The following is a 12,465-nucleotide window of genomic DNA, read 5'->3' on the forward strand; positions in this document are numbered from 1 at the left end:
CTCCTTCTCCGCGAGCGCCCGGATCGCCGCACGCAACTCGTCGTGCTCCTCCGGCAACGCAAACAAATCAAATGACGGATTACCGGCCACGGGAAACTCCTCGAAGAATCGTGCTGGCGGCGCGCGTCCGACGGCGAGCCGCGTGTTGAACGTATGGCAAGCGAGTGGCGCCGCCCGTTGGACTGCGGCACTGAGTACCATGACACAGGTACTGAGTACCTGGCAAGTAGGAGGGCGGGTTATGGCTGCGCAATCGATTCGGGACCGCCTGGTGGTAGCAGCGTTCGCGCTCTTCGAAGAGCGCGGATTTTCGGCGACGAGCGTCGACGACATTGCTGCGCGTGCACAAGTAGGCCGCACGACGCTGTTTCGTCATTTCGGATCCAAAGAAGCACTCGTGTTTCCTGACCACGACGCTCTGCTCGCGCGGGCTCAGCGCACCCTGTCCGAAGCGCGCGGCCCCAGCATGAAGACCGCCGTCATCGAAGTGGCCACCGACGTATTCGACCACTACCTGGCAGAGGGCGACCTCGCGCGATCAAGGTACCGGCTCACCCGCTCGGTGCCGGCACTGAAGGATTACGAGGTTTCAACGGTGGCGCAGTACGTCCGCTTGTTCGCCAAACATCTCAAGCGTTCCGAGCCCGCAGGGTGGAATACAGAACTCAGTGCTGAACTGTTCGCGAACGCCGTGGTGTCAGCGCACAACTTTGTCCTTCGGCGCTGGCTTCGGGGGGAATGCGCAGAGCCACGGACTGAACTCGCCCAAGCACTGGCAAAGGTGGCCACCACCGCCCAGTCGGGCGCCGACTCTCACACCGCCGTCATCGCCTTCTCCACAAAGGAGTCACTCGAGTCCGTCGTCCCGCGTTTACGTCGGGCGCTGGAAGAGTCCGATGCGGACAACCCACCGTCCAAGGCGTGACCCGCAGTCTCGAGCACAACAGCGGCACCGTCCGTGTGCGCACTTCGTCACGACGGGAGTTTGCATGCAGCACAAGGCTTTCCTAGATCACCGCAGACCTGCCGACATGCGGGTGAGGTCAACCTGACGGCGGGTAACCCGCGTGAAGGGTTCAATAACCGCGGCCGAAACATCATGCCTCGCGGATACCTGCCCTTCAGCAATCGGTGCCGCCCAACGTGCGACTCGGCCTAACATCAGTGTTTACACCCCGAGGTCACGAGACCGGGCCGAGGACTACCTCGCCTCGTTATCAGCAGAGAAGTGCATGTGGCGGTGAACGTCGCGGCCGACCGGCATTGCCATTGAACCCTCAAGGCGAAGCAGGTGCGTGGGGCAAGAACCGGTCGTCACTGCGTGCTTCCTGCTCCTCAATCCACCACTCGCGATGGCTCTCAGGCGACTGCCTCAGGCCGGGGCCCCGCGCTTGGCGCTGTGCATACTTCTCCTCTCACGGCAGCTCATTTTTCCTCGCCCTCGTGGACAGTGTCGCGATCCCCACTCCCCGCTTCCTACGGCGCCTGACGGGACTCGTTGACCGTCTTTTGGCTTGTCCCGCGGGCGAAGCGTTGATCGCGTGCCGACGCCAGGGGTCTCACCTAGATACCTCGTGAGAGCGAATTACTCTCTGCACAACGGTTTCAGGGAAAGTCCTACGAGGACGACATGTGGTTCTGGCGTTTGCAGGGCAAGTTGCGGGGTAACCGCATCAAGTCGCCGGACATTCCTCTAGCCGCTGGGAAACGTTGCCGGGTCGACCCACTTTCATCTAAGGAATCAACCGATGCCTGCATCGAACGCTGTCCCCACACCTACCCCCACTGAGGTCAGGCGAACTCCTGTGCAGAAGGGTGCCCTCGCCGTAGGCGCGGTGTTCCTTCTAGTAGGTGTGCTGGGTTTCATACCCGGCATCACAACCAACTACGACCAACTCACGTTCGCCGGCCATCATTCTGAGGCCGCGCTGTTCGGAATCTTCAATGTCTCGGTGTTGCACAACATCGTGCATCTTGCGTTCGGTGTAGCTGGCGTGGCGCTGGCCCGCACGTTCGACACGGCGCGGGCCTACCTCATCGGCGGCGGCGTGATCTACCTGGTTCTGTTTCTCTACGGACTCGTCATCGACCACAACAGTTCGATGAACTTTGTTCCGGTGAACAACGCCGACAACTGGTTGCACCTGGGTTTGGCCGCCGGGATGCTCGCGCTCGGGATCGTCCTGGGCCGTCGGCATGCAGAGCCGGCTCGGTCGGTGGGCTTACCCCCCGAGACGCCGAACGCAGCACGTCACCCAGGTGGTCACACGGAATAGGCAGCAGCGAGTATCGCCTGCAAGACGCCGCTGACGCTCACCGGGCACTGGAGTGATTTTGACCGCGGATTCGGGAGTCGACTGATCACCAATTCGGGAGTCGTCGACGGTTCGCAGCGAGCCGGATTGATCACGAATTCGGGAGTCGTTGGAGCTCGGTTGCCCAGGGCGGATCGTGTTGTAGGCCTCCCAATACCGTCTGGCGAACGCGGATGGTGTTTATGAACCGCGGCATCGACGTCAACTCACCCGGCGGCCACATCCTGGACGTCATCGACACGTGCGCCGCTCCGGTGGACTGGCGATGGCGGGCGACCGCACGGCCGAGTCTGGGCGCGGACTCTTGGGAAATGCCGCATTCTCGTTGCGAGGTGACCGATAGTTCCACCATCGCGAGGGGGGCTGCATGGGCATGGTCGGGGAACGGGCCGTGGTACTGGGCGCGAGCATCTCGGGCCTGCTGGCGGCGAGCGTACTTGCCGACCGTTTTGACTCGGTGACCGTAGTGGAACGAGACGAACTTGGTGATTCACCTGAGGTGCGCCGTGGCGCACCTCAGGCACGTCATTTGCACGGCTTATTGATGCGCGGCTCCCAGATCCTCGACGACCTGCTACCCGGGATTCTCGATGAACTCGTCGCCGACGGAGCGCAACACTTCGACGGGGCCGATCTGTCGCGGATGTATCTGTGCATGAACGGTCACGTGCTCGCACGCGCTGGAGACGCCCGGCAGCTCGGGATCTACGGACCGAGCAGACCCTTCCTCGAAACTCACATTCGCCGGCGTGTGCGGTCCTTGGTCAACGTGGAACTCCTCGACGGCCATGATGTGGTCGACGTGACGTCCACACCGTCCCACGATCGGGTGACCGGCGTGCGGGTCGCACCCCACGCTGGCGGTACCGAATCGACATTGGGGGCCGATCTGGTCGTCGACGCATCGGGCCGGGGCGCGCGGACGCCAGCCATCCTCGAACGTCTGGGCTATCAGCGCCCCGCCGAAGACAAGCTGACTGTGCACCTGAAGTACTCCAGTCAGCTGCTGCGTGTACCGCCGAACATGTTGCGCGAGATGGTCTTCCTGATCACCCCGGTACCGGGGCGACCTACTGGACTCGCCTGGGCGCGCTGTGAGAACGACACCTGGATGCTCACTCTGTCGGGCATGGCGGGCAGCCAACCACCCGACACCTTCGCAGAGTTCCATGGCTTCGCCGCAGCTATGTTGCCTGATTACGCGCTTGCGGCCCTGCGTGCGGCAACACCGCTGGGTCCGACCGCGCAGCACCGCTATCCGTCGAGCCGGTGGTACCGCTATGACCGCCTCCGCCGCGTGCCTGAAGGTTTAGTCGCCTTGGGAGATGCGGTCTGTAGTTTCAATCCGGTATACGCACAAGGCATGACGGTGGCCGCGTTGCAGGCGCTCGCTTTGCGTGACTGCTTGGCACGCGGAACAACGCGCCTGCCACGGCGCTTTTATCGCAGCGCCGCCAAGCCGATTCGGCAGGCCTGGCAGCAGGTCATTGGCAATGATCTGTCGCTACCGGAGGTCGACGGGTCACCACCGCTGTCGACACGGCTGATCAACCCGTACCTCGAACGGGTTTTGACCGCGGCCGAAAGCGACCCGACGGTGATGGAGGCGTTCATGCGAGTTGCCTGGCTGGTGGATGCACCGCCGCTGTTTGATGCGTCCCTCCATCGTCAGACGCGCACTGAGTGCGCGCAGTAGGGGCGGTGCAGCCGCGGTGGTTAATGCCTCGGCCCAGCCGTAGGTGAACGTCACTTCGACCGGCAAGCGATCCGTGCCAATTCCCATTCCTGGTCGTCGGCTACGGACGGTCAGAGGCCGGGACTGTCGGTGACCTTGGGGTGTCCTTGGCACGGGTGTGAGCCAGGCGGAAGGAGTCGGTGCCGGTTCGATGATGTTGCCGCCGAAGGTGAGTCGGTCCACGATCGCTGCGCACAACCGTGGGTCGGTGAACGTTTTGGTCCACCCGGAGAAACTTTCGTTGGAGGCGATCGCCACCGAGGCCTTCTCTTCGCGTTCGGTGAGAACCTGGAACAGCAGCTCGGCGCCGCGACGGTCGAGTTCCATGTAGCCCAGCTCGTCGATGCAGAGCAGATCAACGCGGCCGTAGCGGGCGATGGTCTTGGACAACTGTTTGTCGTCCGAGGCTTCGACGAGTTCGTTGACCAGCTTGGTGGCCAGCGTGTATTTGACCCGGTAGCCGGCCATCGCCGCCTCGGTGCCCAACGCGATCAGCAGATGGCTCTTGCCGGTGCCGGAGTCGCCGATCAAACACAGCGGCAACCCTTTCTTGACCCATTCGCATTTAGCCAAGGTGTGCACGGTGGCGGCATCGACGTGCGGGTTCGCGTCGAAGTCCCAGGTCCGCAACGACTTATCGCGGGGAAACCCAGCGCCTTTGATCCGCCGAGCAGCCCGGCGCCGGGCGCGGTCGTCGCATTCGGCCATCAACAGTTCAGCCAGGAATCCCCGATAGGACATCTGCTCGGCGGCGGCCTCGTCGGCCAATTCGGCGAAGTTGGCGCGGATCGTGGGCAGGCGCAGCATCCGGCAGGCCTGCTCCACCGCAGCGCCGGAGGCCTGTTCGGTCAGTCCGCGCCGGTGCGGCAGGCTGGTGCTCACAGGAGTCGTGGTGGTCATGGCGTGGCAGTGTCCTTCCTGGGGTTGCGCAGCAGAGTGTCGTAGGCCGCGACCGAGGGCAGCGGCCGGGAATCGGTGGGCAACGCGGCCAGCCGCGATGCGGTCAGCGACGCCACCACCTCGGCATCGGACTCGTAGTGTTCATCGGAATGTTCAGAGGTGTTGTCCTCAGCGGCCTTTCGCGCTTCCAACACCACCGAATCAGCGGTCAACGCACCTGCGGCCAGGGCCCGGGCCAACCCGATCACCAGCACTTCGTGCGGTAGATGGCGGTGCGCGAGCAGCACCCCGATCAGTTCGCGGGTGCCGGCGGCGTCGCCGTGGGTCTTGCGGGCGCGGCCCACCAGGCGTCGTGCACCGGGGTGAACCGCCCGGCCGCGCGGGCCTGCTCCAGCGCCGTCGATCCCGGCAGAGCGCCAGGCTTGCGCAGCAGGATCTCCAGGTAATGATCCAACTGCAGGCGGGTTTCGGCCTTCCCCGGCAGGCGCTCATGGGTCGCGACCAACTGGCGGTCGCAGTACACCTCCAGATGCGAAGCATGCAGCTGCACCCGCACCTGGCGGCCAGCGAACCGCACCGGCACCGAATACCGATTGGTGCGCACCGTGATCTGACTGTGCCGATCCACCCGCAAGTTGAACCAACGGCCCGTCTCGAACGCAGCATCAGGCAGCGGCACCAACAGCGGCGCCTCCACGGTGAACAGTTCACCGACGGTACGGACCCGAGCGCCGATACGGCGGTCCAGGTCATCAGCGTCCCACTTGCCGGTCATCGCGTTGAGTTCGGCGATTGACTCGACCTGGGGGACCGGCACGAAGTGATTGCGTCGGAACCAGCCGATCTGGCCTTCCACCCCGCCCTTCTCGTGAGCGCCCTCGACGCCTGGCTGACAGTAGAAAGCCTCGATGCCGTAGTGGGAGCGAAACGCCACCCAACGGTCGTTTTCCACGCGGTGCCGCGACAGACCCAGCACCGCCGAGACCGCCGACTTCAAGTTGTCGTACCGGATCCGGCCGAACGGAACCCCGCCCAGAACCTCAAAGGCGTGCACGTGGCCCTCCAGGAACGCTTCCTGGCCGGCAGACAGGAACACCCGATGCACCGCGCGGCCGGAGAACGACAGCCGCAGCGAGAACAACGTGCACGTAACCGGCTGCCCGCGCAGCTCGATCACCACATCGCCGAGGTCGACCTCTGCCTCATCACCAGGCCGGTGCGACTGCGGCACGAACACCTCGACCGGCGCTCGGCCCGACTCGGCCAGAATCTCCCCACGGCGCGACCATCCTGATCCCCTGAGTATCAGTTCAGCTCTCATCGACCTCGACGCGTCGAGCGCTACCACCAGTCTTGTATGGCGACCAATCAGCACGGTCTTGATTGCCGGTTGGAGGTCACCGTTGTTGCAGCACAATCTTTTCCGTTCGGTACCTTTGGTCGACCCTCGTCTGGGAGATTGGTGGTCGAGGGCGCCAGCTCACAGGGTTAGGTCGCTTCACCTCCGGCCCGCAACGTTCGAGGGCTCGGCTGGTGGTCTCGGATGTTGATATCAATTCACCGCGGCTTCGGTCACCGTGTTTCGTGCTGGCATACGCGGAGCTTGAGTGTGGGCGGATGATTGGTTGCGCAGAGCCCGCATGAGCGATGCGGGAAGGCGACTCGCGTTACCCACGCCGGTAATGATCTCAACGCCAATCGCGCAGCGGACCGACCACATCGGCCAGCTCAGCCATGCCACCGTCGATGCCACCTGCAGGGAGTTGCCTTGGACCGGAGTCTCGTGCCGACACCAGAACTTATCCGGCCGATCCCGACGTGTCGGCCTCACGAGCTTCAGCAAGCGTCCCTGCACCCATAGCCGCGTCGCGAGGTCCATGCGCCCCTGGCAGCCAGTCAGCCTTCACACAAAACGCATCCTCGGGCACGCGAGGCGCCTTTCGCGGGCGATCGCGTGGCGGGGCGTCCGCACTGCAGCACGTTGTCCAAGAGTTGACACCTCACCTTCGTGGTGCGGCCTCGATATCCGCGACCGATACGGAATGATCTGCACCACAACGAATCTCCACCTCAACGGGTGCCCCACACACGGAGTGCGCCATCTTCACTTTTCCTCCGTCGGCACGAACCCAGCGGTCCCCCCATCGCATGAGTGCCAGCAGCGCGGGTAGGAAGTCCTCGCCCTTCTCGGTGAGGTGGTACGCCTCCCTCCCGCGTTGGCCGGGTTCGTGGTAGGGCCGCTTCTCTAGCAAACCCTCCTCGACGAGCTCCTTCAGCCGGGCGGCGGTGATCTTCTCGCTGAGCTTGGCCCTCCGCGAGAATTCGTCGAAGCGGTGCGCGCCGTAGAACGCCTCACGCAAGAGCAACAGGCTGGCGCGCCTGCCGACGACATCCAGCGCCGCCGCGACGGAGCAGCCGTCCGCCGACCAGGCATCGCGGTCGCTGAGCCGGCCAGTGAGTGTTATCGAGGACATAGCCACCATGGTGACAGCTGACTTGCCATCAGTAAAGTCAGACCCCTAGGGTCTGACTAGCAACAGACACAGCCAGAGGTGGCACCGAGCTGAGGAGATTGCGCGTGACCGCAGGAGCCCACCGCGATCGACACCGACCTCCAGCTCCGGGAGGGCTTACCGCGATGCGGCTGGTAGGGGCGATGGAATGACCACCTCAGCCAACAGCCGACCGGGCGCCGTCCTTGCGATCACGTCATCAGCCGCTTTCCTGGCAACGCTCGACCTGTTCATCGTCAACATCGCCTTCCCCGCCATCAGCGCTGACTTTGCGGACGCCGACTTCGGGCAGATGTCTTGGGTCCTCAACAGCTATACCGTCGTCTTCGCTGCGGTTCTGGCTCTGGCCGGCCGCCTCGCCGACCGCTCCGGCCACCGGCGTGTCTTCCTCATCGGGCTGGTGATCTTCACCATCGCGTCCGCGGCCTGCGCGCTGGCGCCCACCCTGTGGGCACTGGTGGCCGCCAGAACTGTGCAAGGTGTCGGGGCTGCCCTGATCACGCCGACCTCATTGTCGTTGCTACTGAACGCCTGGCCTGCGGAACGGCGCGCGAAAGCGGTCGGGATATGGGCGTCGGTAGGAGCGGTCGCAGCCGCACTCGGACCGCCGTTGGGCGGCCTGCTCGTCGCCGCGGGATGGCAGTGGGTGTTCCTCGTCAACGTCCCGATCGGCATCGTCACCGTGGTGGCCGCGGCACGCATTCTCCGGGAATCCGACATCGCGCCGATCGGACGACCCGATCTGTTCGGCGCTGCCTTCCTGGTGCTCGGAGTCGGTGCGCTGGCCTACGCATTGGTCGAGGTTCCCGAGCGAGGCTGGGGCGCAACGGTAGTGATCATCTCACTCGCCGTTTCTGTGGTGAGCATGACCGCAGTCGTCCTACGTTCGCGCCGCCATCCGGTGCCCGCGCTGGATCTTGCGGTGCTGCGTGTTCCCCAGTTCGCGCTGGCCACGGTCATGATGCTGGCGTTCTCATGCGGATTCGCCGGCATGCTCCTGGTCAACGTGCTGTGCCTCACTTCCACCTGGGGCTGGTCGGCTCAGGCGGCCGGCCTCGGGCTCGCGGCCGGCCCGGTTGTTGTTGTCGTCGTCGCCCGACTGGCGAATCGTCTTGCCGCACGGCTGGGAATCGGAGCTGTCGCCACTCTGGGCGCCCTGAGCTTCATGGCAGGTGCGCTCTGGTGGCTGTTGCGGCTCGGACCGTCGGAGAACTACCTGGGCGGTCTGCTGCCCGGTCAGCTGCTGACCGGGCTGGGGGTCGGGCTGATCCTGCCCACCCTGTCCTCCGTCGTGGGGTCCGCGCTGCCGGGACCACGCTGGGGTTCGGGTTCGTCGTTCATCAACACCGCCCGACAGGTCGGCTCGGTACTCGGCATCGCACTGATCGTCACCGTGGTGGGGACCCACATCGCGAGCGCCCCTACGGAGTTCGCCTCCATCCGCTCCGGCTGGGCGCTTCTGGCCGCGGCCGGAGCCACCAGTGCCGTCGTCGGCCTCGCCTTGACCGTTGTGGAATATCGCAACTCGTTGACAAACAGGCTTTTACGAGGACCGCACCACGAGAGTCCGCTGAGAACCCCGTGACCACACCATCGCACACCATGTCAGGAACAAATCAGATACGCAGGGAGTGTGACGCCGCGGCGTGACACTCCGTGATCTCGACGTCACCAATGACAAATCTGTCGCCGCGCTCGTCGAGGGTGTGATCGCCGAGTTCGGGCGCATCGACGTCCTGGTCAACAACGCCGGCATGGGACTGGCCGGCGCCACCGAGGAGAACTCGATAGCGCAACAACAGAAGTTGTTCGGCATCAACGTCTTCGGTGTCATCCGGATGACCAACGCCGTACTGCCACACATGCGGGCCCAGGGAGGCGGACACTCCATCTTCGGCTTCATGCCTGCCCCTTACATGGCCGCCCACAGCGCGACCGAACATGCCGTCGGGCTACTCCGAGTCCGTCGACCTTGAAGTCCGCGGCCACAAAATCAGAGTGTCGCTCGTCCACTATATCCCCGGTTGCTCCGCGACCACCGAGTTGACCAATGCACCTACGCCGTCGATTTCGACACTGACGGTGTCGCCGGGACGCAGGAATAGTTGCGGTTCCCGTCGATATCCCACGCCGCTGGGCGTTCCGGAGAGGATGATGTCGCCCGGTTGCAGGGTGGTGAACACCGAGATGGTCGCTATCAGGGTCGCGATGGAGAAGATCAGGTGGGAGAGGTCGGATTCTTGGACCTTCTCCCCGTTGAGGATGGTGCGGATGCCGGTTCCAGCTGCGTCTACTTCGGTGGGCGTGACGACGGCAGGCCCGATGGGTGTGCTTGTGTCCCAGGCTTTACCCTGAATCCATTGGTGGCTCTTGTATTGGAAGTCGCGCATGGTGACGTCGTTGGCGGTGGAGTATCCGAGTACGTGATCGAGGGCATGGCGCTCGGCGATCCTGCGGCCACGGCGCCCGATGACGATCGCGAGTTCACCCTCGTAATCAACCTGCATCGACTCCGGCGGCAGCACGATGTCGTCGAAGGCACCGATCAGGCTGGATGCGTATTTCGGGAACATCACCGGATACGTCGGTAGGTTTCGGTCGGGCTCGGGGAGGTGGTCTCGGTAGTTGAGTCCGACGCAGAGGATTTTTGACGGGTTCGGGACGACGGGCAACAGGGTGACGCTGTCGGCGGCGATGGCACTGCTGCTTCGTGGTGCTGCGGCGAGGGTGTCGATGGAGGTGTGGATGCCGATTTCTCGGAGCCCTGGCAGGTGCACACCTACGTCAACCGACTTGCCTCCGGCCATGCCGTCCTCGACGCCGCCCGCGCCGCACTCCAGCTACCCGACACCGGACTCGACCCCGACGGACCTGTCGCGCTCTACGGCTACTCCCAAGGCGGTGCGGCATCCGGTGCGGCCGCCGAACTAGCGCCCAGCTACGCTCCCGACCTGCACATCGTGGGTACTTACGCCGGAGCGCCACCGGCCGACCTATCCGGCCTTCTCCCTTCCCTTGACGGCAGTGTCACCGCAGGAATCCTCGGCTACGTCCTCAATTCGGCGGCAGCGTCCTATCCTGAATTCGCCGACACCATCCACCAGGCTCTGACTGCCGACGGCAAGGACCTCCTCGCCAAGACCCAAAACCAATGCCTGGCAGAAACTATGGCAAATTTTGCCTTCCGCCACGTCCAGCGCTACTTCGCCGTCGACATTGCCGCCGCCGCCACCCAGGAACCCTTCAAGAGTCTCTTCGACCAGCAACGCATCGGCCGCCTCAAACCAGATGCACCCGTGTTGATCGTCAGCAACCGTTACGACCCCCTGGTGCCTTTCGTGCCCGCCAACCAGCTCGGCCGTGACTGGTGCGCACAGGGCGCCGACGTCGAATTTTTCACCAACGAACAACCACCGCTGTTCAACAAGCTGATCCTCAATCACGCATTCCCCATCGTCGTCGACGCACCCCGCGCCCTCCGATGGCTTGCCGACCGCTTCGCCGAACTCCCGACCACCTCCAACTGTGGCCAGTTCTGAAGATCCACCGTGCACATGACGACCCCAGTGCTCGACTCTACCGAGCTTTCCCGCGACTTCTTATACACGGGGTTGGCGTATCAGCTGCTCCAAGGCGCACCTTTTACCTGGCTGAATGTGTTTGTGCCTCAATGGGTTCTGGAGCACCACCAGAATATGTTCGGTGAGGCGATCTCGCGCTGCGGAACCCGCCAGGACAGCGCCGAAACTGTAATCGGACGCAGCTTGGAGGTGGATACCATCGAAGCGCCGGCGCCGCACCAATTCCGGTAACCGTCCCGTACCTGGATCAGATCGGCGGGGACTGCACTGGGGCGCCCTTGCGATTTCAGCAGCAACCCCGATGTGGGGCAACGCAAGAGAGGCGCGGCCCCCATGGATCAGTTCGATTTGTCGAATCGCTGGCGTTGTCGAACCCCATACGCTGCCTCTTTCACAGCCTCATCGTCCTCCATTCCCGATCCCAGGGCGCCACCCAGCGTCGCCACTGCCGAGACCAGCCAAGCCATCCTCAATAGCGTTGGGAAATCGACGGAATGGCCGATGTTGTCGGCGACCAGTTGTGGCGGAAGCGTCCACCACGCGGTCAGCAGAAGCAGGATGAAAAGCCCTAGGTGGAAGATGGCAACGCCAACCGTCAAGGTGATGACCGTCGCTGCGTTGTACAACACCGCGCGCTGGCGCTCGTCGGGGGACCGCGGCCGTTCCCAGAGTTCGTGGTCGAGAATGAGCCATGCGATCATGGCGGCGGTCGCCAACATCGTCACCGCGCCCAATCGCCAAGGGCCCATGGTGTCGGACAATTGCCATATGGTCGGGTACGCGAGGCTGACCGCCCCAGTGGCGAACGCAGCCATGATCACCTTGGACATACCAGCCACCAGCCGCCACGGGCGGTTGGCGTAAACCATGCCCGAAAGAAGCCGCAACCGCGACAGAGTGGTCGATGCGACATAGCGGACCACATCATGGTCCTGCATCCGCGTCAGCTGCTTCATGGATCGGTGTGTTTTGTCCGGCAGCCCCGCTATCTCGGCCACGACCGTCTGCGCCGCGTTCCGCACCCGGCGGTCGATGAACAATCCGCCGGCACCGGGGACGGAGATCATTCCGAACTGGTTGTCAACGCTGATGTCGGCAACCACCGGCAATGTTCCGAGACGCCGTGGCAGGTCGGTCAGGTAGATCACGATGTCCTGGGACTCCCCCGCCGGGTCGACGGCACGGACCACCTCCAGGACGTCGGCTTGCTCATCGACAGGATATGCGTGGCGTCGCGTAGTCATCGCCCACGTGCCTTCTCGCGACACGTGTTTCGTCAGAGTCGTCGGCAGGGAACCAGAAAGACGCTCCGCAATCCCTACCGGAGCGCCGGGATCAGCGACTAGCAGGATGGACGGCAGCTCAGGTTTCATTCCCGTTCGCATACCCGGCCCAAAACCGGCAAAACACATCCGTTCGTG

At 63.9% G+C, this 12,465-nt stretch carries 11 protein-coding genes and 2 pseudogenes; 6 read left to right on the plus strand and 7 right to left on the minus strand.

What is annotated here, in order from left to right; all coding sequences use genetic code 11:
- On the minus strand, window positions 1-90 hold a 90-nt coding region (locus tag AC3A6P_RS31445; RefSeq protein WP_487696382.1), incomplete at its 3' end, for a hypothetical protein.
- Between the two features lie 151 nt (window positions 91-241).
- Between AC3A6P_RS31445 and AC3A6P_RS31450 the strand changes: the two genes are divergently transcribed.
- The 3 genes from AC3A6P_RS31450 (at window position 242) to AC3A6P_RS31460 (ending at window position 4,011) form a co-directional block, all read left to right on the plus strand.
- Complete coding sequence (locus AC3A6P_RS31450) at window positions 242-925, plus strand: TetR/AcrR family transcriptional regulator (RefSeq protein WP_487696304.1); 684 nt, start codon at window positions 242-244, stop codon at window positions 923-925.
- Between the two features lie 823 nt (window positions 926-1,748).
- Window positions 1,749-2,276 (plus strand): DUF4383 domain-containing protein, encoded by a 528-nt coding sequence (locus AC3A6P_RS31455; RefSeq protein WP_487696305.1) that lies wholly within the window; start codon window positions 1,749-1,751, stop codon window positions 2,274-2,276.
- A gap of 406 nt (window positions 2,277-2,682) precedes the next feature.
- On the plus strand, window positions 2,683-4,011 hold the full coding sequence (locus tag AC3A6P_RS31460) for an FAD-dependent oxidoreductase (RefSeq protein WP_487696306.1): 1,329 nt from the start codon (window positions 2,683-2,685) through the stop codon (window positions 4,009-4,011).
- A gap of 100 nt (window positions 4,012-4,111) precedes the next feature.
- On the opposite strand, the pseudogene istB reads toward AC3A6P_RS31460, so the two are convergent.
- From istB to AC3A6P_RS31480, 4 genes and pseudogenes are all read right to left on the minus strand, one after another.
- Window positions 4,112-4,950, minus strand: a pseudogene (istB, locus tag AC3A6P_RS31465) (IS21-like element helper ATPase IstB).
- Window positions 4,947-5,294: a hypothetical protein gene (locus AC3A6P_RS31470; RefSeq protein ID WP_487696307.1), complete on the minus strand. Its 348-nt coding sequence runs from the start codon at window positions 5,292-5,294 to the stop codon at window positions 4,947-4,949. The pseudogene istB and the gene AC3A6P_RS31470 overlap by 4 nt, the downstream one beginning before the upstream one ends.
- On the minus strand, window positions 5,243-6,181 hold the full coding sequence (locus AC3A6P_RS31475) for a Mu transposase domain-containing protein (protein ID WP_487696308.1): 939 nt from the start codon (window positions 6,179-6,181) through the stop codon (window positions 5,243-5,245). Before AC3A6P_RS31475 ends, AC3A6P_RS31470 begins: the two co-directional genes overlap by 52 nt.
- Before the next feature lie 769 nt (window positions 6,182-6,950).
- Complete coding sequence (locus AC3A6P_RS31480; RefSeq protein ID WP_487696309.1) at window positions 6,951-7,424, minus strand: winged helix-turn-helix transcriptional regulator; 474 nt, start codon at window positions 7,422-7,424, stop codon at window positions 6,951-6,953.
- A gap of 187 nt (window positions 7,425-7,611) precedes the next feature.
- On the opposite strand from AC3A6P_RS31480, the gene AC3A6P_RS31485 reads away from it, so the two are divergent.
- Both AC3A6P_RS31485 and AC3A6P_RS31490 read left to right on the plus strand, forming a co-directional pair.
- The gene (locus tag AC3A6P_RS31485) at window positions 7,612-9,048 is read left to right on the plus strand and encodes a DHA2 family efflux MFS transporter permease subunit (protein ID WP_487696310.1); all 1,437 of its coding nucleotides are present in this window, start codon (window positions 7,612-7,614) and stop codon (window positions 9,046-9,048) included.
- Window positions 9,049-9,109: 61 nt separating this feature from the next.
- Window positions 9,110-9,439: an SDR family NAD(P)-dependent oxidoreductase gene (locus AC3A6P_RS31490; protein WP_487696311.1), complete on the plus strand. Its 330-nt coding sequence runs from the start codon at window positions 9,110-9,112 to the stop codon at window positions 9,437-9,439.
- A 36-nt stretch (window positions 9,440-9,475) separates the two neighbouring features.
- On the opposite strand, the gene AC3A6P_RS31495 is transcribed toward AC3A6P_RS31490, so the two are convergent.
- Window positions 9,476-10,234 (minus strand): fumarylacetoacetate hydrolase family protein, encoded by a 759-nt coding sequence (locus tag AC3A6P_RS31495; protein WP_487696383.1) that lies wholly within the window; start codon window positions 10,232-10,234, stop codon window positions 9,476-9,478.
- On the opposite strand from AC3A6P_RS31495, the pseudogene AC3A6P_RS31500 reads away from it, so the two are divergent.
- A pseudogene (locus tag AC3A6P_RS31500) lies at window positions 10,235-11,002 on the plus strand (lipase family protein); the annotation flags it as partial.
- 380 nt (window positions 11,003-11,382) lie between these two features.
- On the opposite strand, the gene AC3A6P_RS31505 reads toward AC3A6P_RS31500, so the two are convergent.
- Complete coding sequence (locus AC3A6P_RS31505; RefSeq protein ID WP_487696312.1) at window positions 11,383-12,417, minus strand: hypothetical protein; 1,035 nt, start codon at window positions 12,415-12,417, stop codon at window positions 11,383-11,385.
- Window positions 12,418-12,465: the final 48 nt, after the last annotated feature.

The sequence above is a fragment of the Mycobacterium sp. Soil_C_30 genome, assembly GCF_057656995.1.

Bases quoted from the DNA above. Each gene is read 5' to 3' on its own strand.
- AC3A6P_RS31480 (WP_487696309.1), bottom strand. From the start codon at position 7,424: ATGTCCTCGATAACACTCACTGGCCGGCTCAGCGACCGCGATGCCTGG.
- AC3A6P_RS31505 (WP_487696312.1), bottom strand. From the start codon at position 12,417: ATGAAACCTGAGCTGCCGTCCATCCTGCTAGTCGCTGATCCCGGCGCT.
- AC3A6P_RS31450 (WP_487696304.1), top strand. From the start codon at position 242: ATGGCTGCGCAATCGATTCGGGACCGCCTGGTGGTAGCAGCGTTCGCG.
- AC3A6P_RS31455 (WP_487696305.1), top strand. From the start codon at position 1,749: ATGCCTGCATCGAACGCTGTCCCCACACCTACCCCCACTGAGGTCAGG.
- AC3A6P_RS31485 (WP_487696310.1), top strand. From the start codon at position 7,612: ATGACCACCTCAGCCAACAGCCGACCGGGCGCCGTCCTTGCGATCACG.
- AC3A6P_RS31460 (WP_487696306.1), top strand. From the start codon at position 2,683: ATGGGCATGGTCGGGGAACGGGCCGTGGTACTGGGCGCGAGCATCTCG.